22 protein-coding genes are annotated in these 23,642 nt (G+C 70.2%); 14 read left to right on the top strand and 8 right to left on the bottom strand.

Annotated features, from left to right (window positions below; translation table 11 throughout):
• Nucleotides 1-65 precede the first annotated feature (65 nt).
• Complete coding sequence (locus tag D7X99_RS08985; RefSeq protein WP_233613221.1) at nucleotides 66-1,946, bottom strand: nucleoside-diphosphate sugar epimerase/dehydratase; 1,881 nt, start codon at nucleotides 1,944-1,946, stop codon at nucleotides 66-68.
• A 490-nt stretch (nucleotides 1,947-2,436) separates the two neighbouring features.
• Here D7X99_RS08985 and D7X99_RS08980 point away from each other — a divergent pair, with 490 nt between their 5' ends.
• From D7X99_RS08980 to D7X99_RS08965, 4 genes are all read left to right on the top strand, one after another.
• On the top strand, nucleotides 2,437-3,066 hold the full coding sequence (locus D7X99_RS08980) for a histidine phosphatase family protein (RefSeq protein WP_121777411.1): 630 nt from the start codon (nucleotides 2,437-2,439) through the stop codon (nucleotides 3,064-3,066).
• Between the two features lie 48 nt (nucleotides 3,067-3,114).
• Complete coding sequence (locus D7X99_RS08975; RefSeq protein ID WP_147476094.1) at nucleotides 3,115-5,763, top strand: AAA family ATPase; 2,649 nt, start codon at nucleotides 3,115-3,117, stop codon at nucleotides 5,761-5,763.
• 123 nt (nucleotides 5,764-5,886) lie between these two features.
• Nucleotides 5,887-6,219 (top strand): trypsin-like serine protease, encoded by a 333-nt coding sequence (locus tag D7X99_RS08970; RefSeq protein WP_121777409.1) that lies wholly within the window; start codon nucleotides 5,887-5,889, stop codon nucleotides 6,217-6,219.
• Nucleotides 6,220-6,308: 89 nt separating this feature from the next.
• Entirely contained in the window at nucleotides 6,309-7,625 is a 1,317-nt protein-coding gene (locus D7X99_RS08965; RefSeq protein ID WP_121777408.1) for a hypothetical protein, read from the top strand.
• 1 nt (nucleotide 7,626) lies between these two features.
• Here D7X99_RS08965 and D7X99_RS08960 read toward each other — a convergent pair whose 3' ends face one another.
• The 3 genes from D7X99_RS08960 to D7X99_RS08950 all read right to left on the bottom strand — a co-directional run bounded on the left by D7X99_RS08960 (nucleotide 7,627) and on the right by D7X99_RS08950 (nucleotide 10,685).
• Entirely contained in the window at nucleotides 7,627-8,733 is a 1,107-nt protein-coding gene (locus tag D7X99_RS08960) for a ferrichrome ABC transporter substrate-binding protein (protein WP_171805182.1), read from the bottom strand.
• Nucleotides 8,734-8,824: 91 nt separating this feature from the next.
• The gene (locus D7X99_RS08955; protein ID WP_121777406.1) at nucleotides 8,825-10,018 is read right to left on the bottom strand and encodes an LLM class flavin-dependent oxidoreductase; all 1,194 of its coding nucleotides are present in this window, start codon (nucleotides 10,016-10,018) and stop codon (nucleotides 8,825-8,827) included.
• A 265-nt stretch (nucleotides 10,019-10,283) separates the two neighbouring features.
• Nucleotides 10,284-10,685 carry a hypothetical protein gene (locus tag D7X99_RS08950; protein WP_121777405.1) on the bottom strand — a complete coding sequence of 134 codons (402 nt, stop codon included), beginning with the start codon at nucleotides 10,683-10,685 and terminating at the stop codon, nucleotides 10,284-10,286.
• Between the two features lie 136 nt (nucleotides 10,686-10,821).
• On the opposite strand from D7X99_RS08950, the gene D7X99_RS08945 reads away from it, so the two are divergent.
• Together D7X99_RS08945 and D7X99_RS08940 are read left to right on the top strand one after the other, a co-directional pair.
• Nucleotides 10,822-11,094, top strand: a complete 273-nt coding sequence (locus tag D7X99_RS08945; RefSeq protein WP_121777404.1) for a DUF2277 domain-containing protein — start codon at nucleotides 10,822-10,824, stop codon at nucleotides 11,092-11,094.
• A 10-nt stretch (nucleotides 11,095-11,104) separates the two neighbouring features.
• The gene (locus tag D7X99_RS08940; protein WP_147476093.1) at nucleotides 11,105-12,520 is read left to right on the top strand and encodes a PDZ domain-containing protein; all 1,416 of its coding nucleotides are present in this window, start codon (nucleotides 11,105-11,107) and stop codon (nucleotides 12,518-12,520) included.
• 1 nt (nucleotide 12,521) lies between these two features.
• Here D7X99_RS08940 and D7X99_RS08935 read toward each other — a convergent pair whose 3' ends face one another.
• A complete protein-coding gene (locus tag D7X99_RS08935) occupies nucleotides 12,522-14,111 on the bottom strand; it encodes a glycoside hydrolase family 43 protein (RefSeq protein WP_121777402.1) in 1,590 nt (529 codons plus the stop codon).
• Between the two features lie 162 nt (nucleotides 14,112-14,273).
• On the opposite strand from D7X99_RS08935, the gene D7X99_RS08930 reads away from it, so the two are divergent.
• The 6 genes from D7X99_RS08930 (at nucleotide 14,274) to D7X99_RS08905 (ending at nucleotide 19,254) form a co-directional block, all read left to right on the top strand.
• Nucleotides 14,274-15,287, top strand: coding sequence for a siderophore ABC transporter substrate-binding protein (locus D7X99_RS08930; RefSeq protein WP_121777401.1), 1,014 nt, complete (start codon nucleotides 14,274-14,276; stop codon nucleotides 15,285-15,287).
• On the top strand, nucleotides 15,250-16,344 hold the full coding sequence (locus D7X99_RS08925; RefSeq protein WP_233613214.1) for an ABC transporter permease: 1,095 nt from the start codon (nucleotides 15,250-15,252) through the stop codon (nucleotides 16,342-16,344). Before D7X99_RS08930 ends, D7X99_RS08925 begins: the two co-directional genes overlap by 38 nt.
• Nucleotides 16,334-17,305, top strand: a complete 972-nt coding sequence (locus D7X99_RS08920) for an iron chelate uptake ABC transporter family permease subunit (protein ID WP_121777400.1) — start codon at nucleotides 16,334-16,336, stop codon at nucleotides 17,303-17,305. Before D7X99_RS08925 ends, D7X99_RS08920 begins: the two co-directional genes overlap by 11 nt.
• The gene (locus tag D7X99_RS08915; RefSeq protein WP_121777399.1) at nucleotides 17,302-18,060 is read left to right on the top strand and encodes an ABC transporter ATP-binding protein; all 759 of its coding nucleotides are present in this window, start codon (nucleotides 17,302-17,304) and stop codon (nucleotides 18,058-18,060) included. Before D7X99_RS08920 ends, D7X99_RS08915 begins: the two co-directional genes overlap by 4 nt.
• A gap of 11 nt (nucleotides 18,061-18,071) precedes the next feature.
• Nucleotides 18,072-18,656 carry a hypothetical protein gene (locus tag D7X99_RS08910; protein ID WP_121777398.1) on the top strand — a complete coding sequence of 195 codons (585 nt, stop codon included), beginning with the start codon at nucleotides 18,072-18,074 and terminating at the stop codon, nucleotides 18,654-18,656.
• A 94-nt stretch (nucleotides 18,657-18,750) separates the two neighbouring features.
• Nucleotides 18,751-19,254, top strand: a complete 504-nt coding sequence (locus D7X99_RS08905; RefSeq protein WP_121777397.1) for a nuclear transport factor 2 family protein — start codon at nucleotides 18,751-18,753, stop codon at nucleotides 19,252-19,254.
• A 27-nt stretch (nucleotides 19,255-19,281) separates the two neighbouring features.
• Here the strand turns inward: D7X99_RS08905 and D7X99_RS08900 are convergent, their stop codons facing one another.
• Nucleotides 19,282-20,205 (bottom strand): LysR family transcriptional regulator, encoded by a 924-nt coding sequence (locus D7X99_RS08900; protein ID WP_121777396.1) that lies wholly within the window; start codon nucleotides 20,203-20,205, stop codon nucleotides 19,282-19,284.
• Between the two features lie 102 nt (nucleotides 20,206-20,307).
• Between D7X99_RS08900 and D7X99_RS08895 the strand changes: the two genes are divergently transcribed.
• Nucleotides 20,308-20,751: a DUF4437 domain-containing protein gene (locus tag D7X99_RS08895; protein WP_120579859.1), complete on the top strand. Its 444-nt coding sequence runs from the start codon at nucleotides 20,308-20,310 to the stop codon at nucleotides 20,749-20,751.
• A gap of 15 nt (nucleotides 20,752-20,766) precedes the next feature.
• On the opposite strand, the gene D7X99_RS08890 is transcribed toward D7X99_RS08895, so the two are convergent.
• Nucleotides 20,767-21,564, bottom strand: a complete 798-nt coding sequence (locus tag D7X99_RS08890; protein WP_121777395.1) for an intradiol ring-cleavage dioxygenase — start codon at nucleotides 21,562-21,564, stop codon at nucleotides 20,767-20,769.
• A 144-nt stretch (nucleotides 21,565-21,708) separates the two neighbouring features.
• Here D7X99_RS08890 and D7X99_RS08885 point away from each other — a divergent pair, with 144 nt between their 5' ends.
• Nucleotides 21,709-22,116 carry a DUF3224 domain-containing protein gene (locus D7X99_RS08885; protein ID WP_120579861.1) on the top strand — a complete coding sequence of 136 codons (408 nt, stop codon included), beginning with the start codon at nucleotides 21,709-21,711 and terminating at the stop codon, nucleotides 22,114-22,116.
• Nucleotide 22,117: 1 nt separating this feature from the next.
• Here the strand turns inward: D7X99_RS08885 and D7X99_RS08880 are convergent, their stop codons facing one another.
• Entirely contained in the window at nucleotides 22,118-23,563 is a 1,446-nt protein-coding gene (locus D7X99_RS08880; protein WP_121777394.1) for a putative metal-binding motif-containing protein, read from the bottom strand.
• Nucleotides 23,564-23,642: the final 79 nt, after the last annotated feature.

The raw sequence follows: 23,642 nt of genomic DNA, 5'->3' as shown, positions 1-23,642 counted from the left end.
GCCTCCCGCCCCGAAAGGGGCACGGGAGACCGGGGCTCCTCATCGACGGCCGGGGCCGCGTGGGGTCAGGCGCTGACGTTCTGCTCCGCCGAGGACGGCTTCGCGGGAGCGAAGGCGGGCAACACCTTCGCCACCGTCCCCGTCATCTTCGACGGGGTGTACGCGGGGATGAGGTCCTGGAGGGCGCGCTTCACGTCGCTGGAGTCACCGGCGCGGGCCGCGCGGTCCAGGCGCTTGAGCTGGAGCTGGAAGTCCGCGGGCGGCGCGGGGCTGCGGGCCACCTTGATGCGGTTGCGCACCTGCTGGGTGAGCTCCTCCTCCTCGGACATGAGCGTCTCCTCCAGCTTCTCTCCGGGGCGCAGGCCCGTGTAGACGATGGAGATGTCCTTGTCCGGCACCAGGCCCGTCATGGTGATCATGTTCGCGGCCAGCTCCGCGATGCGGACCGGCTCTCCCATGTCCAGGATGCACAGCTCGCCGTAGCCGCCCAGGCCGGCCAGCACCACCAGGCCCACCGCCTCCGGGATGATCATGAAGTAGCGGGTGCAGTCCGGGTGGGTGACCGTGACGGGGCCGCCCGCTTGAATCTGCTGCTTGAAGAGCGGCACCACGCTGCCCGCGGACCCCAGCACGTTGCCGAAGCGGACGGCGCAGAAGGTGGTGCGCGACGTCGCGGCGATGTCGCGGATGACCATCTCCGCCAGCCGCTTGGAGGCGCCCATCACCGACGAGGGCTTCACCGCCTTGTCGGTGGAGATGAGGATGAAGCGCTCCGCCCCGCACGCGTCCGCCATGCGCGCCACGTTCTGCGTGCCGAAGACGTTGTTCTTGATGGCCTCCTCCGGCGAGTCCTCCATCAGGGGCACGTGCTTGTGCGCCGCCGCGTGGAAGACGTACTGCGGCGCGAACTCCTGGCCAATGCGCATCAGCCGGTCCAGGTCGCGGATGTCCGCCACCACGGAGTGCACCGGCACGTGCGGGTAGCGCGCCTGCAGCTGGCGCACCAGCAGGTAGAGCTCGTTCTCGTTGATGTCCACCACCACCAGCGACGCGGGCGAGTGCCCCGCGACCTGCCGGACGATTTCACTGCCGATGGAGCCCGCGCCGCCGGTGACGAGGATGCGGCGGCCCGTCACCAGCCGGTGCACCTCGTCGTGGTCGAACGAGATGGCATCCCGGGGCAGCAGGTGCTCCGGGGACAGGTCGTGCAGCATGGCGGCGGTGATCTTCTGGTCCAGGTACGCGAACGAGGCCGGGATGATCTTGAAGCTGACGCTCTGGTGCCGGCACAGGCTCAAGAGGTGCCGGGTGCGCTCCGGGGACAGCCGGGGGATGGCGATGAGCACCTGCGTCACCCGGTGCTTCTTCATCAACTCCGGCAGCGCGTCCAGCACGCCGAGCACCGGCTTGCCGTTGAGGTACGTGCCCTGCTTGCCGGGGTCGTCATCCACCAGGCCGATGACGTGCCACGGGCTGTTGCGGTCGCGCACCAGGTCGCGCAGGAGCAGGTCCCCGGCGCTGCCCGCGCCCACGATGAGGGTCCGCTGGGAGCCCTGCGCCCGCGCCCGCTGACGGTCCAGGTACCACTGTCGAACCATTCTCGGGGCGAAGCGGTGAAAGCCCAGCAGCGTGGTGGTGACGAAGAACTCCAGCGCGACCACCTGCCCCGGCAGCGACTCCATGAAGAAGACGGTGCGCAGCAATTCGAACACGATGGTGCCCGCGAGGCTGGCCAGCTCCAGCCGGACCGCCTCGTGGATGCCGGAGCGGTGGAAGGACCAGCGGTGCAGGCCCAGCCAGATGAGCGTCACCAGGCGCACCACGACCAGCAGCGCCACGGCCCGGGGCAGGACCTCCTTGCAGGCCGGAGACAGCCCGTCCGCGAAGTGCAGCATCGTGGCGGCGACCAGCGAGCTGGCGATGAGGACCGCGTCCACGCCCAGCATTCTCAGCCAGCCGAAACGGTGAGTCCTTCGCGGTGCATGCTCCGGGGTTTCCCGTGGCCCTGCGTCCAGGCTCATCGCTTCCAGCTTCTGACCGTGTTTCATTGATGTCTCCCCCTCCGGCCCGGCGTCCACGGAGAACCCGCCGTCCTCCCATCGCGGAATCAGGAAGACACGCCCTAGCTCGGAATCGCGGAAAGGTGGACGCGCGTCCAGTGGCGTCACAGCCGTCCAAGAGTGCTGTACGACTCGATTCCCAGGAGCGTGCTCGCCAGCGAGCAGGCGCCATGCCCTGCGGGGCCAAATCACAGACATCCCCGCGGTTTCCAGACGCCGGGGCCCCACGGGCACCCGGCCTGCCGCGGTGGCGTTTCAGCGATGCGACACATCCCCGGGAGGAAGGGGCAGGCACGGCCGTGGCCCGATGGTGGCGGCGCCGGGCTGACACTTCGCGAGTCTTGCTCCGCCGGAGCCCGCCCGCCACGCTTGGGCCATGACGACCGAATTCATCCTGCTCCGGCACGGGGAGACGGAGTGGAACGCCTTGGGGCGCCTGCAGGGGCACCTGAACAGCATGCTCAGCCGTGAAGGGCAGCGGCAGGCGGAGGCGCTCGCGGCGCGGCTGGCCACCCTTCCCTTCCAGGCCCTCTACAGCAGCGACCTGGACCGCGCGGTGCAGACGGCCTCCCGCATCGCGGCGAGGACAGGCCACGACGTCCAGCGGGACGCGCGCCTGAGGGAGCGCGGGCTGGGCGTGCTCGAAGGGCTGACGCGCGCGGAGGCCGGCCAGCGACACCCGGCGGTCTTCGCCGCGTACACGGAGGGCCATGCCGACTACGTGGTGCCCGAAGGGGAGAGCGCGTCCCAGCGCCTGCGGCTGGCGCTGCACTGCCTGGAGGAAATGGGTGCGCGCCATCCGGGGGCGCGCGTCGTGGTGGTCACCCATGGCGGCCTGCTCAGCGCCCTGTTGCGCCACTGCCTGGGCATCCCCGCCGCCGCGCCGCGCGCCTTCTCCGTCCTCAACGCGGGTTGGAACCAGTTCGACCTCCATGAGGGGTCCTTGCGGATGGTGACCTGGGGGGACGTCAGCCACCTGCGCGCGCTCAGCCTGGACGACACCTGAAGCGCCTGTGACGGACCGTGCCTGGATGGACGTACAATGACGCGCGCCATGCGCACGCCAACCGCTCCGGGGCTGGGACCGCCGGCTGTCTTCGTGGGCCGAGCCCAGGAAGTACGGCGGCTGGAGGACATGCTGAGGCGCGTGCGCACGGGGGTCGTCTACGGGCTGCCCGGGGCGGGCAAGTCCGCGCTGGTGGCGGCGGTGGCCGCGAAGCACCGGGGGCCCGTCGTGCACCGGCGCGTGCGCCCCGGGGACACGCTGGACACCGTGGTGGACGACGTGCGCCGCCTGCTGAGCGAAGCGCCCGTGGCCCAGGCCCTGTCGGACGCGTCCCGGCTGGAGGCGCTGGCGGGGGAGCTGGAGGCGCGCCGCGCCCTGTGCGTGCTGGACGACCTGCACGTGCTCGGGCCGCCGGAGCGCGCGGCGCTGGTGGAGGACCTGGGAGGTCGGCTCCGGCAGGGCACGCTGCTGGCCACCTCGCGCGAGTCGGTGCCCCGGCACGCGGCGAGTCCGGACCGGGTGGAGCTGCGGCTGGAGGGCCTGCCGGAGGAGGCCGCGCGAGAGCTGTGGCGGGAGCTGGACGCGCTCTACGGCGAGCGCGACGGCTTCGACGCGGCGTGGGGCCGCTCGCGGGGCCTGCCCTTCCTCCTGCGCCGCGCCCACGCGGGCGACACGGGCGGGGACGAACCGGTGCGGGCGGCGCTCGCGGCGCTGCCCGCGGACGAACGGCGGCTGGCCGCGATGATGGCCCTGAGCCAGCTGCCGCTCACCCCGAGCACGCTGCGGCCGGTGCTGTCCGGCGACGCGGCGGACCAGGCGCTGCGCCAGCTGGGCGCGAAGCTGCTGGTGGAGACGGACTCGCGGGGCCGGCACGGCGTGCACGACCTGGTGCGCGAGGCGATGGTGTCCCTGCTGTCGCCGGACGAAGCGCGCGCGGGCCACGAAGCGCTGCTGGAGATCCTGGAAGAGGAGCCCCTGCCCGCCGTGGTCCGGGTGCGCGCGGTGTGCCGCCACCTCCAGGCGCTCGGCCGGCATGAAGTGCGCGCGGACTTCATCGTCGCGCAGGCGGAAGCCCTGGTGCGCCACGGCGCCGCGGGCGAGCTCCTGGGACTGCTGGACTCGCTGCCCGCCGCGCTGCGCACGCCCCAGGTGAAGCTGGCCCATGCGAGAGCGCGGGTGCGGCTGCTGGATTTGCGCCGGGCCTATCCGGAGCTGTTGGCCCTGCGCGCCTCGCTGGAGGCCGCCGCCGGAGCGCCGGACCCGGAGTCGAACGAGGCCCTGCGCGAGGGCGTGGGCGCCGTGCTGGTGCGGGTGGCACTCTTCGCGCTGGAGCCAGAGGCCTGCGAACGCACGCTGGAGTCCATGCCGGTGCCGAGCAGCGCGGAGGTCTTCCTCCAGCAATTGCTGGCATGGACCGCGCTGCGCTTCTTCCAGGGACGGCTGGATGAATCCCTGGCGATGCTGGACAACGCCGCCACCGCGACCGGGGACCGGCGCGTGCTGGGCTGGTGCGCCTACGCCCGCGCGCTGATGCTCTGGATTGAAGGCCGCGACAGCGAGCTGGCGGAGCCCCTGGCCCAATGCGTGTCATTGCTGGAGGACGCGCCGCTCGACTCGCGAGGCCCCCTGGTGGCGGCCATGTCCGCGGGCATCCTCAGCCGGCTGGGCCGCTTCACGGAGGCCGACGCCGCGCTCGCCAGCGCCCGGGAGCGCCTGGGCCAGCTGGGCGCCCCCCGCCTCGCGCTGGAGCTGGACTGCATCGCGGCCTGGGTGCGCGGAGAGTTGGGACAGCGCGGAGCGGCGCTCGCGGCGCTGAGGGAGACGGAGGGCCGCGCGGAGAAGGCGGGCTACCTCTTCGTCCGGCTGCTGTGCCGCGTGGGCTCGGGCCGCATGCTGCTGGAAATGGGCCGGCGCGCGGAGGGCCACGCCCAGCTGGACGCGGTGGAGGAGGAGGTCCGGGCGCGCGGCGTGGTGGGGCTGATGCGGGCCGCCCGGGTGGCGCGCACGCTGGACGTGCCAGGGCCGGAGGCAGCGCCCATCACCGTGGAGCCCCGCGAGGTGCGCCCCGGCATCGCCGCCCGCCAGCGCGCCCTGGCCGCCCTGGCCGCCGCCCGGAGCGCGGACGCCCCGCGCGCCACGGCGCTGCTCACCGCACTGGAGCCCATGGCCCGGGGTGACGACTTCGCGCTGGAGCGCACGCTGGGGCACCTGGCCCGCGCCACGCTCCATCGTCACGCGGGCCGCACCCGAGATGCTGCGCAGGCCCTGGAGGAGGCCACGCGCGAGGGGACCGGGAGCGGAGTGGACCCCGAGCTGATGGCGGAGCTGACCCGGCCACTCGCCTCCGCCTCGGAAGCCGCTTCCCTCCCGCAGGCGCCCGCGCCGGAAGCGGTGGTGCTGGACGCCCGCCGTCACGAGCTGCGAGCCCCGGGGAAGACCGTCTCCCTGGAGCGCAGAGCCCTGCCGCGAAGGCTGCTCTACGCACTGGCCCGTCAGCCGGGCCGCATCCTGCCGAAGGAGGACTGCGTGCGCGCCATGTGGAACGCGGACTACGACCCGCGCCTGCATGACAACGCCTTGCGCGTCCACGTGAGCCACGTGCGAGACATGCTGGAGGGCACCGGCACCCGCGTGGTCTTCGAGGACCCCGGTTACCGCCTGGAGGTGTCTCCCGGCTTCACCTTCGTCGCCGAGTAGACATCCCGCACCGGGGCGCGTGTCACACGTGACACGTTGTAGCAGTCACACCAACCCCATCACAGTAGTTATCCAGTTACAATAAATCGTCGACCAAGGCATTTACAAGATGGCAGCACCCGCGTGCTCGCGGGCATCGTGAGCTGGGGTTACGGCTGCGCCGACGCGTCGTACGCGGGCATGTACGGCCGCGCGTCGTCCTTCGCCAGCTGGATCAACACCACCATCAACGCCCCGCAGCAGCCGACGCAGACGCTGCTGAACCAGACCGGCATCTCCGGCGCGGCCAGCTCCTTCAAGCACTACGCCATCACCGTCCCCGCGGGCTCCACGACCCTGACGGTGACGCAGGCCGGCGGCACGGGTGACGCGGACCTCTACGTGCGCGGCTGCTCCGCGTACTCGGGCGTCTCCCTGCTCGCCACGGTGCGTAGTCGTCGCCTGACACCGGCGTGAGCGCGCAAAGCCCTCTTCCTCCCTTCGCGGAGGGAGGGGGCTTTCGTGTTTCAGCCACCTCGTGGGCATGGAGTGCTACACCCGGTGTCATGGCCCGGCCCAGAGCTTCGCGCTGTCCCCACTGCAACGCGCCCTTCACGCCCCAGACCGCGAAGACGCACTACACCTGCGGTTACTGCGGCCACGCCTTCGACCTGGACGGCCCGCTTCCGGTGCATCCCGGCCCGCGTGCGCCGCCGCCCGCCCAGGCGAACCAGACGGTCCTGATGATGCTCGCGGGCGTCGCGGTGATGGTCCTGATGGGGGTCATGGGCGCGGTGTTCTTCCTCGCAGGAGCACCGGAAGCGCCCGAGCCCATTCGCACCCCGCCTCCCGCGGCCGTCCGCCCCGTTGCGCCTCCGGTCATCCCCGCGCCTCCGCCCGAGCCGCCCAAGCCCGCACCCGAGCGCATCCAGTGGGTGGAGCGGGGCGCGCCTGCGTTCGTGGACGTCAACGGCGATGGGACGGAGGACATCGTCGGCCACGTGAGCGTGCACGAACCAGGCTCTGGCTTCCGGCACTTCATCGCCGCGTTCGACGGCCGGACGTTCCAGAAGCTCTGGGAGTCGTCGCCTTCGGAAGGGCCGGACGCCTCCCGCTACACGAAGGTCATCGCCCAGAACGGCCGGCTGGTGATGAGCGAGCAGCGCACGGTGAACCTGCTGGAGCTGGAGACCGGAAAGCGGCTGGGGCGCGTGCCGCTGACGGACTCGCCGCGCCGGCTCTGCATCCCGCCCGGGGACACGACGTCCGTCTGGGTGGAGCTGGTGGACCACCAGCACCTGCTCTTCGACACGCTCACGGCCACCGCGAAGCCCGCGCCCCGTGCGCCGAAGGGCTGCGCCACGCCGCCCTTGAGTCCCCAGACGTGCAACATGAGCCGGCCGGCGGAGCACCCCACCTCCTGCGAGCGCTCCAGCTACCCGCCCTCCGACATCCGCGGCTTCTCCACCAAGTACCTCTTCCGCACGGGTGGCTACACGCTGGCGCTGGGCACGCGGTGGCCGGGGACGCAGGTGCCCCTGGTGGGGCTGTACGCGCCGGGCAACCGCAAGCCGCTGTGGCACGACACCGTGTCGGAGAAGGATCCGCTTCTCCTGCGGGACACCGCGCCGGAGGTGGGGGAAATCACGCAGGACGCCGTCTACGTCGTCTATGCGCTGGAGAAGGGCGGCGCGCAGCTCATCAAGCGCGACCTGCGCACCGGCGCCGTGGCCTGGGACGTGGCCCTGCCCGAGTCCCACTCCCTCTCCATGCTGACGGCCATCTGGGTCCGGGACGGCAGGGTGTACGTGCCGCTCTGGAGCGCCCTGCACGTGTTGGACGCCGCGACGGGCGACCGCATCGGCGGCATTGGAACGGAGTGAATCAGTAGATGGAGATGAGGTGGATCCGCACGCGGGGGTTGCCGAGGTACTCCTCCAACCGCCAGCGGGTCCGCATCCCGTCCTCGCGGATGCCCACGCCGCCGTCCGTGGGAGCCTCCGCGCTGGCGAGCGCATCCCGCAGGTGGGACACCGCCCAGCTGTCGAACTTCGGGTCCCCGGAGCCCTCCAGCACCTGGAGGTCGATGAGGCTGCCGTCGCGCGCCTGCCGCACCTCCACGATGGCGACGAGCGCCAGCACGGGGGCCGTGACGTCCGTCATATAGACGTTCGCCGCGCGCCCGGCCTCCACGGCCGCGCGCAGCCGGTCGGACGTCTCCCGGCGGACGTCGCGTGCCTGGGGCGCGAAGGGAGTGCCCGTCTTGCCGAAGCGCTCGATGGACTCCAGCTGCTCGCGCTTCAGCCGGCGAACGAGCACATCGGTGTCGGGAGGGGGCGGGTTCACCAGCCGCTCGGAGAAGCCCTGGCGCAGCTTCGCGAAGTAGGGAGGCGTCGCGCCCGTGGCTCGCGAGGACGCGGTCGCATCCTTGGCCCAGCCATCCACCTTCTGACGCGCCTCCTCCGCCTCACGGGCCGCCAGGGCCTTGGGGTCCGGCTCCGAGCCGGGGACGTTGCGGATCGTCCGCCCCGTTGACGGAGGCCCTTTGAGGAGCCCACCGCCCAGCAGCCCGGGCGGTTCCAGCTGGAGCGGGACATCCCGGACCGGAGGTGACGCGCGCTCGGTGGGCGCTTCCGCGATGGGCTCCGAAGCGGCGGTCCCGGGAGTCTCGGGTGGAGCTGGCGCTTCGTCCTTCTTCCCCGCGCGCGTGGAGGGTTCGCGCTCCGCCACCTGCGCCGGCGCTTCGTCCTTCTTCCGGGCGCGCGTGGAGGGCTCGCGCTCTTCCGGACGCGCTGGCGAGCGCCTCGGCTCCTCTTCCGGCACGGGCGGCGCGGGGCGTGCGTCCCGGGTGACGATCTCCATCTCGATGACCTGCGACGGCTCGTGACGCCGGACGTTGGCGGACGGGCTCCGCCACAGCGCGAAGAGGAGCGCCGCGTGCAGGAGCACTGACACGCCGAGCAGGAGGAGCAGCTGTGAGCGGCGGGACACGAAGTTCAGCTTGCTCCGTCCCGCCGCGCGGGAGAAGTGGCGCGGAGCGTGGGTGTTGGACCTCCACGCTCCCCTGCCCTCTCCTTCCCTCTTACGGCGCGGCCGGTGTCCGGAATTCCGGAATGAGCTCGCCCGTGAGCCGGATGCTCTTCAGGACCTTGTCGTGCGCCAGCGCGCCCACCTGGTGGAAGGACATGAGCGCGTCGATGCCCAGCGCCTGGTAGCGCTTGAGCCCCGCGCGCACCTGCTCCTGGGTCCCGACGATGAGTGAGTCCTGCGCGCTCAGCACCTCCCAGACCTGCTCATCCGGGACCTGCTCCCCGCCCATGATGCGGCCCAGCAGGCGCTGCGCCTGGGATTGCGGCGCGTTCGGGTCCTTCTTGCGCAGGTACTGGCCTGTCAGGCCTCCGCCCGCCGGGTCCTTCGCCAGCACCTCCAGCTCCGCGGCCGTCTTCACGAAGGCGTCCTTCGCCTCGAAGAAGGTGAACGACCCGCTGGTGTACCAGGCGGCGGCCTTCGCGGCGCCGTTCTCCATCGCCTCGCGCTCGCTGTCCGCGCAGTGCACGAAGGTGAAGAAGGCGACCTGGTCGTTGACGAACGCGCCCACCGGCTCGCAGCGCGTGCGCAGGGCCTCGCGGTAGATGTGGATCATCTCCGCCACCTCCTCCGGAGAGGCCCAGAGCGTCACGCCCAGCGCGCCCACGCCGTTGCGCCCCGCCTGTTCGAAGGACGCGGGGCTGGAGCACGCCTGCCACAGCGGCGGGTGCGGCTTGCGGTACGGCTTGGGGATGACGCTGACGTCCTTGAGCCGCAGGTCCGGCCCGTCCCACGACACCTTGTCCTGCGTCCACAGCTTCGGAACCAGCTCGAAGGCCTGCTGCATCTGCCCGCGCGTGGAGTCGGGCTCGATGTTGAAGGTGCGCCACTCCGGGATGGTGCTGCGCGCCAGTCCCAGCTGGAAGCGGCCCCCGCTCAGGTGGTCAATGAAGGCCGCGCGCTCCGCGATCCGGATGGGATGATTGAAGCGCGTGGGCGCCAGCACCGACGAGTGTCCGACGTGCAGGTTCTTCGTGCTCCGCGCGATGGCGGTGAGCATGATCTCCGGCGCGGAGCTGTAGCTGAACTCCACGGCGGTGTGGTGCTCCACCTGCCACCAGACGCCGTAGCCCATCTCGTCCGCCAGCCGCGCCTGCTCCAGCGTCTCCTGGATGAGCTGGTGCTCGTGGTCCGGACCGCTCCAGCGCTCCTTCGGGTGCTGCATCTCCGAAAAGATATCGAGCCGCATGATGTTCCCCCCTGAAATTGGTTTCACGTCTCCAGCGACAACGGGAACAGCTCCCTCGCCGTCCGGACGAAAGCCGCTCCGGACGGCGTGGGTCAGACCGTCAGTCCACCCAGTGGACCTTGCCCAGGCCGACCGGGATGAGGTCGCAGACGTAGAAGATGTCGTCGTACGGGTAGTTGTCGTACACGCCCCGCGCGGCGATGCAGCGCGCCTGGTTCGGATAGGGCGCGTTGAACTCCTCGGCGAATGGATTCGCGGGCCGTGCTTACGGATCCTCGGGGGGAAGGGTGCAGGTCCAGGTGTTGTCGGGCTTGCAGTAGCAGCTGCCCGTGGGCAGCCCGCTCAGACAGCAACCGCGGTAGGTGCCGGCGGAGGGACACGACGTGCCGTCAATGAACGTGCACGTATTGGCGCGCGAACAGTTGGGCGGAGGGGTCGTGGGACAGTACTGGTAGTTTCCGTTGCACTGCACGTACTGGCCGTCCACGGAGGAGCAGGAGCTCCCCGAGCACGACACCGTCGTCCCCGACGCGCAGGTCGTCGAACAGGTCGACAGGGCGCTGGAGACCTGCCCCAGGTCCTCCGACACATCGCCCGACTCCACGCCACCACAGGCCACCAGCGTCGCGATGACCAGTGCCGCGAACACACCCGATACAAGCTTCATGAGCCTCGTCCTTTCTTGCGGAGACATCCAGCTAGGCAGTTTATCCCCACAAGATTTGATTCGGTAGGGTTCACACCAACGGCGAGGGCGCGGGCGTGGGGTACGCTGGCGGCACTTCACGCAAGGGGACCCGTCCATGTGCCGGAGCATCAAGACGCTGTTCAACTTCGAGCCCCCTGCGTCCGACGCGGAGGTGCGGGCGGCGGCCCTGCAGTTCGTGCGGAAGCTGAGCGGCACCAGCGCCCCTTCGAAGGCCAACGAGGAGTCCTTCAACCGCGCCGTCGAGGACATCACCGAGGCAGCGCGACGGCTGATGGATTCGCTCAAGACCACGGCCCCGCCGCGCAACCGCGACATGGAGGCCATGAAGGCGAAGCTGCGGTCCGCGAAGCGCTTCGCACCGCGCTAACGTGCTCCCCATGCTCCTCGCGTCTCTGCTGTCCGCGTTCGCTGGCGCCTGGATGTTCGCGGCGGCGCCGTTCACCGTCACGATGAAGTCCGCGGGCTACTCGGCCCGCTCGGATGGCGAGACGGTCACCGTCACCCGGGTGGAGCCGAAGAGCGTCGCCGCCGAGGCGGGCCTCCAGAAGGGCATGAAGGTGACGGGCATCACCCAGCCGCCCAGGGGCTTCACCCGGGTGCCCCTGCCCCAGCTCAATGCCACCGACCTGCAGGACGCGCTGACGCCCCAGCCCGCGGAGGCCCTCTGGCTCCAGGTGGAGACGAAGCGGGGCTCCGACCCGCTCATCCTCAAGAGCCGGGAGCCCCTCCCCGACAACCCGTTCCCGGTCGTGCCGCTCACGGCCGCGCAGCAGGAGCGCCTGACCCCATTCCAGGCAAGCCGTTACCAGGAGCGGCTCGTGCAGTCCGCCATGGAGGCAATGCGTCGGCCCCGGGTCGAAGCCCGCCAGAACACCACCGCCTACGTGATGAAGGGAAAGCTCAGCGGCATCGAGGGCGGCGGCGCCACGCCCCTCTGGCTCCATCCGAGCATCGAGCTGCGGCACTCCTGTGGCGCCAGCCTGGAGAAAATGGAACTGAGCAGCGCCGCGGGGAACGTGAACCTCACGCTGCGGCCCGCGGATGCCCATGAGGCGGGAGGCCCCGTCGAGTTGGCCCCGCCACTCTGGCCGGTGCAGCAGGTTCTCCACTGTGAAGGCGCCCCCACCTCCTTGCAGCAGACCCTGCACGTCAAGCTGGCCTGCAAGGGACTGCCTCCCGCGGAGCACGACTTCACCGTGAAGCTGACCGTGCGCTGTGACGATCTCCACTCCCATCCCCGGCCGGCCCAACCGCCGCTGGTCCTGGGGGAGCCCCAGGACTTCCTCGTGGGAGACAAGACCCCGCTCCAGATGAAGGTGTTCGCGCACCAGCTCATTCCCCGCCCCACCGAGGCAACCCTCGTGGAGCTGGACGCCCAGGGCCAGGTGCTCCGGCGGCTGGCGCCAGTCCCCCTGGGGAAGAACGCCCGCGAACCCGGCCTGCCGCTCCAGGTCACGCTGGACACGACGGCGAGGCGCACCGCGCGGCTGGCGCTGGACGTGCGATTCTCCGACGGAAGCACCTGGATCAGCGAGCCGCTGACGCGGGAGATCCGCACCCCGGCGCAGGTGGAGGAACTGCGCCGGGAGAAGGTCGCGGCCGGCGCGAGGGCCTCCGCCTTCCTGGAGGAACTCAACGACATGTTCGACGAGCCCTGTGACGACCTGCCCACCACGATGAAGTGGGTCCTGGCCCATCCCGCCATCGAGTCCGCGCACGGGGGAGGCCGGAAGCTCTACTACAAGGTGAAGGGCGGCACCGACTTCTCCGTCTTCATGTGCGGCTACGACTGACTCAGGGGATGTTGATGCGCGAGTGCAGGGCCCGCCCGTCGTACGCGGCGGCGCCGCAGCGGGCATGGGCCCAGTCGCCATTCACCGCGGAGCAGACGCGGAAGGCCTGGATGTTGGAGTACGGCACGTTGATGCCCGGCGTGTCGCAACGTCCCTGGTAGGTCCACGACAGGCTCTTGTTCACGGCGCCCACGCCGATGCACGGGCCAACCCACGCGCCCGTGTCCCGCCGCTGCACGTCGATGGAGTACTGCGCCAGCGTCTCCTCCTCGCTCCACTCCAGGTCCACGAAGGGCGTGACGCCGCCCGGCAGGTCCAGGGACACGTCGTCGGAGATGCCGTCATAGGCCTTCTCCACGGAGGGGCCCCAGACGTTGTTGTTGGAATAGAAGAGGCGGAACGCGGCGATCTCCCCCTTCGTCACCACGCGGTCTCCGGCGCTGCGGCACACGCCGTCGAACACCGTCTTGTTGGACTGCCCCAGCAGCGCCACGGACGTGCACGGCCCCACCACCGACCCGTCGCGCAGCACGACGTCCAGCGAGTAGCTGTACCCCGCGAGCCGGTTCCAGCGCACGCTCACCTGGTTGAGCGACGTCATCGCCCCGTCCGGCTTGAACGTGACGCGCTGCTTGTACGTGCTGCGCGAGGTGAGGTTGCCCGCGCTGTCGAAGGCGCCCTGATGGAAGACGTTGAAGTACTCGCCCCGCCGCTCGACGATGACGTCGTGGCCGTGGGACTGCACCAGCCGGCCCGCGGAGTTCTTCAGCGGCAGGGACAGCCGCCGCACCGCCCGCGCCCGCGTGAGCTCCGGGATGGAGTCCGCCATCACGTAGTACATGGCGTACTGGCTGTTGTACCAACCGCCGCTGAAGACCATGTAGTAGCGCCCGTCGCGCTTGAAGAGCTCCGGCGCCTCGTTGATGCCCTCTTCGTAGGCCGGCGTCGCGAACACCGCCGGGCCCGCGTGGTTGTAGACGGTGCCGGGCGCGGACAGCTTGAACGAGGAGATGTTGTTGCCGTTCTGGAACCAGACATAGAAGAGCCAGCGGTCCGCGCCGTCGTTGAATGTCGCCGAGTCGATGCGGATGTTCCGGTTGCACCCCTGCGGCAGGCACGCCGTGCCGGTGGTGGTGCGCGGCCAGGGGGTGTTGGCGTTGATGGGCTGGGGCGCGCCGAAGACCAGGTTCAAATCCGGCGCCGTGGCGACGAAGGTGGTCACCTCCTGGCCCGCCGGAGGACACGCCGCGCCGTTGGGCACCCGGTGTCCGGAGAAGTGGAGCTGGTAGACGCTGCCCACCTTGCTCAGGTCCGGCGCCCACAGGAAGCAGTAGTCGTACGTGGGGTCCGTCGCGGACGGGTTGTAGTCGCGCTTGAAGCGGAACGTCGTCAGGTCGTTGGACTCATACAGCGGCAGCAACACCCCGTTGCCCGTGCCGGTGAGGAAGAACAGGTCGTCGTTCTCCTTGTAGACGTCCGGATCCGCCAGCCACTGCATGAGCAGCGTGCGCGAGTTGTCCTGCGCGAGGGCACTCCCGGCGAAGGTCGTGGTGAGGAGGGACAACAGCAGGACGGCTCGGACGGGCTTCATGAGGCTTCTCCATGGAAGTCTTGAAATCCAAGCTTCCAGGGAAGGCCCGGGCCGCGCAAGGCCGATGGGTTTTGACCGTCCGGCGGCGATCCGCTATATCCGCAACTTCGATAATGAATATCAATTTCATTTGATATCACTTTTCTCTGGATTGCCTTTCCCGTGAGCACCACTCCCCGGCGGTTCCCCACCCTCCTCGCGGCCCTCATCGGGGTCGCGGTCATCGCGCTCGCGGTCTTCTTCTGGTCGGGCCCGCGAGCTCCGGCCCCGGCGCCCGTGCCCTCGGAAGGCGCGGCGGCGGCCCCTGCTCCGGGAGCGGGCCGGACCATCGCCCACGCGCAGGGCAGCACCGTCGTGGCCGAGCACCCGAAGCAGGTCGTGGTGTTCGACCTGGCGGCGCTGGACACGCTGGACGCGCTGGGGGTGGACGTTCAGGGCGTGGCGGGTGAGTACTTCCCCGGCCAGCTGGCGAAGTACGCGGACGCGAAGAAGTACCCGCGCTTCGGGACGCTCTTCGAGCCCGACTACGAGGCCCTGCACGCCGCCCGGCCCGACCTGGTCATCACCGGCGGCCGCTCCAGCGCCCGGTACACGAAGCTCGCCGCCATGGTGCCCACCATCGACCAGACCACGGACGACACGCACTTCCTGGACACAGTGGTGGGCAACACGCAGCGGCTGGCGACCGTCTTCGGCAAGGAGGAGCAGGCGCGCACCCTGGTGGAGACGCTGAACCAGTCCATCGCGACGCTGAAGGGGACCACCGCCAGCCGGGGCAAGGGGCTCATCGTGCTGACGTCCGGAGGGCGGATGAGCGCGTATGGCCCGGGCTCGCGCTTCGGCGTGCTGCACGACACCTTCGGCATCCCACCCGCGGCCCCGTCGCTCAAGGCGTCACTGCACGGGGAGGCCGTGGGCTCGGAGTTCATCCTGGAGACCAACCCGGACTGGCTGTTCGTCATCGACCGGGACGCGGCCATTGGCGAGGGCGGCGGCGCGCAGCGGCTGCTGGACAACGAGCTGGTGCACCAGACGACAGCCTGGAAGCAGGGACAGGTCGTGTACCTGGAGCCGGCGAACACCTACCTCATCGGCGGCGGCATCCAGTCCATGCGGCGCCTGATGGAGCAGATCTCCGATGTCTACGCGAAGCCCCGACAGCCCTCCGCTCCCTGAGCAGGGCTTCGCGCCGCGCGCCCCGTCCGTGGCCTCCCACGACGTCAGCGCGCGGTCCGAGCCGCTGCCCGCGAACAGCGCGAAGGGCGCTCCCCTGCCGCTGCTCGCCGTGGCCGTGCTCGGGGTGCTGGTGCTCGCGGGCATCAGCCTGCTGATTGGCGTGAGCCACGTGTCGTGGGAAGCGCTGCTGGCGCCGGCGGAGAATCAGCGCGCCGTGCAGGTGCTGGTCATCAGCCGGGTGCCGCGCACGCTGGCCCTGCTGCTGGCGGGCATGTCCCTGGCCGTCGCGGGCCTCATCATGCAGATGCTCGCGCGCAACCGCTTCGTGGAGCCCTTCACGGCGGGCACGGCGGAGTCCGCGAGCCTGGGCCTGCTCGCCGTCACGCTGCTCGCCCCCGGCCTCCCCATCCTCGCCAGGACGGCGGTCGCCGCCTGCTTCGCCATGGCGGGCACGGCGTTGTTCCTGTTCATCCTCCGGCGGATTCCACTGCGCTCGGCGCTCGTCGTGCCCGTCGTGGGACTGGTGCTGGGCGCCATCTTCGACGCGGCGACGACGTTCTTCGCCTACCGCTTCTCCCTGCTGCAATCACTGATGGCCTGGACCACGGGCGACTTCTCCAGCGTGCTGCGCGGCCGGTATGAGCTGCTCTGGGGCGCCTTCGTGCTGACCGTCATCGCCTACGTCGTCGCGGACCGCTTCACCGTCGCCGGCATGGGCGAGGCATTCACCACCAACCTGGGCCTGAGCCACCCGCGCATCATGGCGCTGGGGCTGGCCATCGTCGCCATGGTCACCGCGGTGGTGGTGGCCACCGTGGGGATGATTCCCTTCATCGGGCTCGTGGTGCCCAACGTCGTCAGCCTCATCGTGGGTGACAACGCGCGCCGCTCCATCCCGTGGGTGGCGGTGCTGGGCGCGGGCTTCGTGCTCCTGTGCGACATCGTGGGGCGGGTGGTGCGACAGCCCTATGAGATTCCCGTGGGCACCGTGGCGGGCGTGGTGGGCAGCCTCCTCTTCCTCCACCTGCTCCTGCGGAGGGACGACCGTGTCGGCTAGCGCGCTGCGCCTGGAGGGCCACGAGCGGCGGCTGCTCCTGCTGGGGGGCCTGGCCGCCTTCTGCGTGGTGGTGTTCATGACCGTGGACGCGGGCGGCAAGTGGGACTTCGTGCTGCCGTTCCGCGCGCGCAAGGTCGCCACGGTGCTGCTGGTGGGCTACGCCATCGCCGTCTCCACGGTGCTGTTCCAGACCGTGGTGGAGAACCGCGTCCTGACGCCCGCCATCATGGGCTTCGACACGCTCTACCTGCTGCTGCAGACAAGCCTGCTCTTCTTCCTGGGCTCGCGCACCATGGCGAGCCTGGACAGCCGGCTGCTCTTCACGGTGGAGGTCGCCATCATGGTGGTCTTCTCCGCGGTGCTGCACCGCTGGCTGTTCGAGGGCGGCCGGCGCAGCGTCCACCTGCTGCTGCTCACGGGCGTGGTGCTGGGCGTGCTGTTCCGCAGCCTGTCCAGCTTCCTCCAGCGCCTCATCGCGCCGGGCGAGTTCGACTTCCTGCAGGACCGCTTCTTCGCCAGCTTCAACAACCCGGACCCGGACCTGCTCATCGTCTCCGCTCTGATGACGGCGGGCGCGTCCGTGCTGGGCTTCAGCCTGATGCGCACCTGCGACGTGCTGAACCTGGGGCGCGACGTGGCCATCAACCTGGGCGTGGACCACCGGCGCACGGTGTCGCGTCTCCTGGCGGTGGTGGCGGTGCTGGTGTCGGTGTCCACGGCGCTGGTGGGGCCGGTGACCTTCTTCGGGCTGCTGGTGGCGAACCTGGCGCACGGGCTGGTGCGCTCGCACCGGCACGTCCACGTGCTGCCGGCCGCCGTGTTCCTGGCCGTAATTGGCCTTCTGGGCGGTCAGCTCGTGCTGGAGCGCGTCTTCTCCTTTGGCGCCAACCTGCGCGTCATCATCGAGTTCCTGGGCGGCCTGATGTTCATCACCCTGCTCATGCGAGGCGTGCTGCGATGATCGAAGCCCGGAACGTGTCCCGCCGCTACGGAGACACCGTGGTGGTGGACGACGTCACGCTCCAGTTCCCGGAGACGGGCGTGACGTCCATCATCGGGCCCAACGGCGCCGGCAAGTCCACCCTGTTGTCCATGGTGAGCCGCCTGTTGCCGCTGTCCTCCGGCACGGTGCTGGTGGACGGAATGGACGTGGTCCGCACGCCCGGCGACGCGCTGGCGCGAAGGCTGGCCATCCTGCGGCAGGACAACGCCGTCACCTCGCGGCTCACCGTGCGAGACCTGGTGACGTTCGGCCGCTACCCGCACTCCAAGGGCCGCCCCACGGTGGAGGACCGCGCCTTCGTGGAAGGAGCGCTCCACCACCTGGGCCTGGAGCCGCTCGCGAACCGCTTCCTGGACGAGCTGTCCGGAGGCCAGCGCCAGCGCGCCTTCGTGGCCATGGTGCTGTGCCAGGACACCCACTACGTGCTCCTGGACGAGCCCCTCAACAGCCTGGACATGAAACACGCCGTGGCCATGATGAAGGAGCTGCGGCGCGCGGCGGACACGCTGGGCAAGTGCGTGGTGCTGGTGCTGCACGACCTCAACTACGCCTCCTGCTACTCCGACCACGTCATCGCCATGCGCGCCGGGAAGGTCGCCTTCCAGGGGACGCCGGAGGAGCTGATGCGCCCCGCTGTCCTCCGCGACATCTATGACATGGACATCGACATCCACCTGCTCGATGGAAAGCGCATCGCGGTCCACTACCGGTGAGCCCCAGGCCCATGTTCTCCACCCGTGAAGCCCCCCAGTCCCCCCGCCTGCGCCACTGGGCCTCGCGGCTGCTCCTGCTGTTCGCATGCGCCAGCGTCGTGGCCACGTCCAGGAACAGCTTCGAGGACATCGTCTCCGAGCCCCACACGAGCGCGCCCCTGACCCTCACGACCGAGGCGCCCACTCTCACGCGCCCCATCACCGTGAAGGTCACGGCGCTGGAGCCGCCATCGAAGAAGGCCCAGGTGGAGCTGACGGTGCAGGTGAAGGCGCGGTGGACGCCGGCGGACCCCACGCGGACAGCGCTGCCGTGGATGCGCGTCTCGCTGTCCAAGGCCAGCCCTGACCCGGCCGTGCCCACGCAGCCCGTCGTGCTGAAGACGGGGGAGGACGTGTTGGCGCGGACCGTCGTGATCCTGGATGAGACCTGCGAGATGGGAGCATCGTGTGAGTGGGCCACGGACCTGACCGTCCAGGTGCAGCCGGACGCCACCCCCGGCACGGTCGAGCTGGAGTGGAAAGCGAGCGCCCGGGCGAAAGTGATCGGCTTGTCCGATACGCCCAGGGGCATGGGCATCACCGTTTCGGAGCCGTGACGCCTTCCCCCTCCGAGCAGCGCGTCCTCTGCTTGCTCCGCCTCCACGGAGGGTGAAAGCCTGTGCATCCCCTCTTCCAGAAAGGCAGACGGAGATGCGCGAGAAGAACCTGGAGTACATGCTGGATTGGATTGCCGTGCAGGAGCTGGTGGCCGAGTACGGGCAGGCCATCGACCATGGCAAGGACACGGGCGACTGGAGCCGGTGGGAGCGGGTCTTCGCCCCGGAGGTGACGTCGGACTACTCCCGCTTCATGGGCGTGCCGCCTTCCACCGCGCCGCGAGCAGTGCTGGCGCAGTTCGGCAACAAGGCGCTGGAGTGTTTCACCCGGGTGCAGCACTCCACCGCCAACACGGTGCGCACGGAGTTCACCAGCCCCACGCACGCGACCGTGCACGCCTACGCGGAGGTGTCCCACTTCTTCACCATGGACGGTTTCCCCCAGGAGTGGACCCTGGTGGGACGCTATACGCATGAAGTGGTGAAGACGGCCGCGGAGGGCTGGCGCATCCAGAAGGTCACGCTGGATCCCATCCACCACCGCGGGAACCTGCTGGGCCTGGAGTTCGCCCGGGGCAAGCGGCTCGGCACGCCGTGACCCCGGGCGTGCGGTGACGCGGCCCCGTCACCGCGCGCGCTTCTTCCGGGACCTGGCCGGAGGCTTCGCGAGCGCCTCCGCCTGCTTCCCGATGGTCTCCGCCAGGAAGTCCACCACCGCGCGCACCCGGGCGTTGTGGGCCAGGTCCTCGTGGAACACCAGCCACACCGTCCGCTCCAGCTCCGGCAGGGCGTCACGCAGGGGCACCAGCTCCGGATGCAGGTGGCCGAAGAACGCTGGCAGGAGCGCCACGCCCAGACCTTCGCGCGCGGCCTGGAGCAGCCCCAGGATGGACGTCAGCCGCAGCGCCACCGTGGCCTTCGCCGCGTGCACGTCCAGCCACTTCGACTCCGGCCAGCGCCGCGAGTCCTGCGCGTACCCCACCACCGAGTGCCCCTGGAGCCCCGTGTCGAAGCGCACCGGCCCCCGACGGGAGAGATAGGCCTTCGACGCGAAAGGCACGACCCCAATGGCAGCCACCTTCCGGGCCCGCAGCGACGCCTCCTGGGGCCGGACCAGCCGGATGGCCACGTCCGCCTCGCGGCGCACCAGCGAGAGCGCTTCGTAACCGGAGAGCAGCTGCAACTCGATTTCCGGATGGCGCTCCTGGAACGCGGCCAGCCACGGCATCACGTTGTGGACCAGGAAGGAGTCGGTCGCGGTGACCGTCACCGGCCCGGAGGGGCGCAGGTCCTCGCCGCTGGCGAGCCGCTCCACCCGCAGCGCCTCCGCCTCCACCGCCTCCGCGGCTGGCCGGATGCGCAGCGCAACGGCCGTGGGACGCAGACCCGTGGGCGTCCGGTCGAAGAGCCGTGCCCCCAGCTCCTTCTCCAGCACGGCCAGGCGCCGGCCCACCGTGGTCTGGTCCACCTTCAACCGCCGCGCCGCCGCGGAGAGGTTCCCCTCCCTCGCGATGGCCAGGAAGTGCCGCAGGTCGCTCCATTCGGGCATGGCCTGCACTTTCGCAGAGGTGCTCTGCGGAATCGGGCATTTTCGCAGGCCCACCCCGAAGCCATCCTCCCCGGCGTTTCCTTCCACCGAGGAGTGCCTCCCGTGAAGACCCTGCCCAAGCTCGTCGCCGCCGTCGCCGTCGTCTCCGCGTTCACCTTCGCCGCCGCCAAGGGCAAGGAGTCCGCCGCGTTCCAGCAGACCGCCTATGACAAGCTCACCTGGACGGAGATGATGCCCGGCGGCCCTTCCGTGCACGTGCTCTGGGGCGACATGAAGAAGGGCCCGTATGCCCTGCTGATGAAGTTCCCCGCCGGGTTCGACTCCGGGCCGCACACCCACTCCGCCGACTACCACGGCGTGCTGGTGAAGGGCCGCATGACGAACACCAGCGAGGGCGCCGCCGAAGCGGGCGCCGTGGAGGCCGGCAGCACCTGGGACCAGCCCGGCAAGGTGGTGCACCGCAACCAGTGCGCGCCGGACGCCGAGTGCGTGATGCTCATCGCCCAGGACAAGCCCTTCGACTTCGCGCCCGCCAAGGCGAAGTAGCCGCCCGGCGGCGCGTCATACCCGGATGGGCACCACCAGGGACGCGGCGTAGCCGTCCGTGGTGTTGCCCGTCACCGTCGCCAACTGCGTGGACGCGCCGTCGCTGAACACGTTGTCACTGGAGAGCGAAATCTGGCTGAGGTTGCGGACGCTCTGCGAATAGCCAGACGTCGCGTAGACGGTGTCACAGACGTCCTCCGGCAGGGCCAGCTGGGACGTGGCCACCTTGTTGCGCGAGGAGGAGGTGGCCTCCACCGAGGGGTAGATTTCGAAGTGGATGTGCGGCCACCGGCCGCTGTAGCAGGCGGGGAAGATGCTGGTGAAGGTCACCTTGCCCTCCTCGTCCGTCACCTGCACCCCGCGCAGGTAGTTCTCGTGGGTGACGCCCGACGAGTACATGGAGTACCGCCCCGCCTGGTCGCAGTGCCACAGGTAGATGGCATAACCCCGGAGCGGCGTGCAGCTGTCGTCGCTGCCGACCAGCGTGAGGGTGATGGTGAGCGGGATGCCCGCCGCGACGCCGCTCGCGTTCGCGATGCTGGAGCGGATGTCGCTCCGGACGATGCCCGACAGCACCAGGGCGTTGGCTCCGTTGGAGCCGTCACCGGGATAGGGGCCGGCCGTCTCCTCCGGAATCCTCGCGCAGCCCGACGTGCCCCCGCTGCCGCTGGAGTCCGGCCCTCCGCAACCGATGATGGGGATGAGGCTGGTGAAGGCCATCCAGCGCAGCAGCTCCCGCCGGTCCGCGCGCGTCGCCAGGACCCGCAGGTCCTGCTGGAGTCCGTGGTGGTGATTCCGCTCGTCGTCACTCATGCGCCCTGCCCCCTTGGAGTGACCGTGACGGTAGGCCCAATGTCTTAAGCGAGTCCTAAGACGCCGGGAGTGACGCGTTTTTGCAATCCAGGCGCGGGGCTCCTGGCGTATCTGTCCGGCCACCAGGCAAGGGAGCAGACACCCATGACGAAGCGCGCGAACGGACCTTTCGACGTCAAGCTCACCCCCATGGCCCCGGAGGCGGGCGCGGCGGACGCGGCCCCGGGCCGGATGATGCTCGACAAGCGCTATCACGGCGCGCTGGAGGCCACGAGCCAGGGGCAGATGCTCGCGGTGCGGACGCCGGTGGAGGGGTCCGCGGGCTACGTGGCCATGGAGCGCGTCAGCGGCACGCTGGATGGCCGCGCCGGCACCTTCGCGCTCCAGCACTTCGGGGTGATGACGCGCGGTGCGCCCCACCTCGTCATCTCCGTGGTGCCGGACTCCGGAACCGGCGAGCTCACGGGGCTCGCCGGTTCGATGACCATCGACATCGCGCCGGGCGGGAAGCACTCCTACGACTTCCAGTACACCCTGCCGGACGCGCCGTGACTCACGGTGCGCAGTAGCGGACCGCCTGGAGGGTGTGAGCCATGGGGCTCTTGGTGGACGTCATCACCAGCGCGCCCATCCAGCGGTCCGGAAGCTCTTCCAGCATGACCCACTGCGAGAACTGGTTGAGGGGCAGGTATTCGGGCCCGGAGGTCAGGTCCGCTGGGACGCCCGCCTTCCCCAGCGCCCAGAACCGGCCCCGCCACATGAAGGCGGGCTCGGGCTCCTCCAGGTCAAAGGAGGTGGAGAGCCACGCGGCCTGAAGGCCACGAGACGTCACCGCGGTCCCGACCCAGGGAGTTTCACGGGGGGTCGTCACGGCCAGGGTCCGCCTGGTCACCTCGCCGAAGAGATTGCCCAAGGCCATCAGCACGCGCTCCCCGCCCAGGATGCCGCGCAGCACGATGGCCGGAGACTCCAGCGCACCGCCCGCCACCGCGCCCAGGTCCACGAGTCGGGCATTTGGATTCGCCTCCGCGGGGAAGGTCCGCTCATCACCCACGGGTTGCAGGCCGCTGTCGAAGCGCTGGAGCCGCAGCAGTCCCTCGGAGGCGCCTTGCTTCATCTCCTGGACCAGGACCAGGAAGCCCCCATCCCGCAGCCCCATCACCTCCACGCCGTAGAGGAGCTTGTCCTCGGCGAGCGCCCGCATCAGGACTCGGGGAGCCACCACGGACTCGCCTTCCAGCTCCGTGAGCGTGCCCCACAGCTCACGGCCGCCGGTGACGTATTGGGAGGCATCCCGCCAGGCCGCGAAGACCCGCGACCCGTCCGCCGACACGGCCGCCGCGGTGGCCCGGTCCCCCACGGGCTGGTCGAAGAGGAGCACGCCCACCTCCGGCTCACCTTCGCGAGGCACGCGACGGCCCTGCTCATCCAGCAGGATGAGGTGGCCCTGCGTATGGTCGTATTCCGGTCCCGCTGACGCGTAATACAGCGCGGGCCCCTGGGAGGTGCGCAGCAACCGGGTGCTCACCGAGTCCAGCGCGAGGGATTCGTCCAACACCTCCACTCGTACATCCGCGACACCGAGCGGCGTCATCGCGGTGTCCATCCGGATGACACGAGCCACCGCCACGCGGTCGAAGGCCACCGCCAGGACACCGTCTGTCACCCGGAGGCTGCTGATCCGACCTGCATGCGGAGGCGCGCCCAGCGACGCGACCTGGGACCAGGACGGAGGGTCCGCCACCCCGTCGCAGTCGTTGTCCAGACCATCGCAGCGCGTCTCCGTGGCTTCGTAGTCAGCACCATACGAGCGAGCGGTGCACACCGGCTCATAGGCTCCGTCCACCACGGCGCGCCGGGCCCCCGCGCAGATGCCTTGCGTCCGCTCACAGGGAAGGGGTTCCCCCAAGGAGCCCGCGTCGGTGCCGGCATCCGTCTGCGTGCCGCCATCATCCGCGGTCCCCGAATCAACGGTTCCCGCATCCGGAACCGGATTCACTGGCGGATCCGCATCCTCACATCCCCCGAGCACCCCGCTGCCAACAGCAAACACCACCGTCCAAAGCCTCGCCCAACGC

The sequence above is a fragment of the Corallococcus sp. AB032C genome, from assembly GCF_003668935.1.
Classification (GTDB): Bacteria; Myxococcota; Myxococcia; order Myxococcales; family Myxococcaceae; genus Corallococcus; species Corallococcus exiguus.
This window is presented reverse-complemented; position numbering and strand designations above follow the sequence as displayed.

Bases quoted from the DNA above. Each gene is read 5' to 3' on its own strand.
- D7X99_RS08985 (WP_233613221.1), bottom strand. From the start codon at position 1,946: ATGCTGGGCGTGGACGCGGTCCTCATCGCCAGCTCGCTGGTCGCCGCC.
- D7X99_RS08980 (WP_121777411.1), top strand. From the start codon at position 2,437: ATGACGACCGAATTCATCCTGCTCCGGCACGGGGAGACGGAGTGGAAC.
- D7X99_RS08975 (WP_147476094.1), top strand. From the start codon at position 3,115: ATGCGCACGCCAACCGCTCCGGGGCTGGGACCGCCGGCTGTCTTCGTG.
- D7X99_RS08965 (WP_121777408.1), top strand. From the start codon at position 6,309: ATGGCCCGGCCCAGAGCTTCGCGCTGTCCCCACTGCAACGCGCCCTTC.
- D7X99_RS08955 (WP_121777406.1), bottom strand. From the start codon at position 10,018: ATGCGGCTCGATATCTTTTCGGAGATGCAGCACCCGAAGGAGCGCTGG.
- D7X99_RS08950 (WP_121777405.1), bottom strand. From the start codon at position 10,685: ATGAAGCTTGTATCGGGTGTGTTCGCGGCACTGGTCATCGCGACGCTG.
- D7X99_RS08945 (WP_121777404.1), top strand. From the start codon at position 10,822: ATGTGCCGGAGCATCAAGACGCTGTTCAACTTCGAGCCCCCTGCGTCC.
- D7X99_RS08940 (WP_147476093.1), top strand. From the start codon at position 11,105: ATGCTCCTCGCGTCTCTGCTGTCCGCGTTCGCTGGCGCCTGGATGTTC.
- D7X99_RS08935 (WP_121777402.1), bottom strand. From the start codon at position 14,111: ATGAAGCCCGTCCGAGCCGTCCTGCTGTTGTCCCTCCTCACCACGACC.
- D7X99_RS08925 (WP_233613214.1), top strand. From the start codon at position 15,250: ATGTCTACGCGAAGCCCCGACAGCCCTCCGCTCCCTGAGCAGGGCTTC.
- D7X99_RS08915 (WP_121777399.1), top strand. From the start codon at position 17,302: ATGATCGAAGCCCGGAACGTGTCCCGCCGCTACGGAGACACCGTGGTG.
- D7X99_RS08910 (WP_121777398.1), top strand. From the start codon at position 18,072: ATGTTCTCCACCCGTGAAGCCCCCCAGTCCCCCCGCCTGCGCCACTGG.
- D7X99_RS08905 (WP_121777397.1), top strand. From the start codon at position 18,751: ATGCGCGAGAAGAACCTGGAGTACATGCTGGATTGGATTGCCGTGCAG.
- D7X99_RS08900 (WP_121777396.1), bottom strand. From the start codon at position 20,205: ATGCCCGAATGGAGCGACCTGCGGCACTTCCTGGCCATCGCGAGGGAG.
- D7X99_RS08890 (WP_121777395.1), bottom strand. From the start codon at position 21,564: ATGAGTGACGACGAGCGGAATCACCACCACGGACTCCAGCAGGACCTG.
- D7X99_RS08885 (WP_120579861.1), top strand. From the start codon at position 21,709: ATGACGAAGCGCGCGAACGGACCTTTCGACGTCAAGCTCACCCCCATG.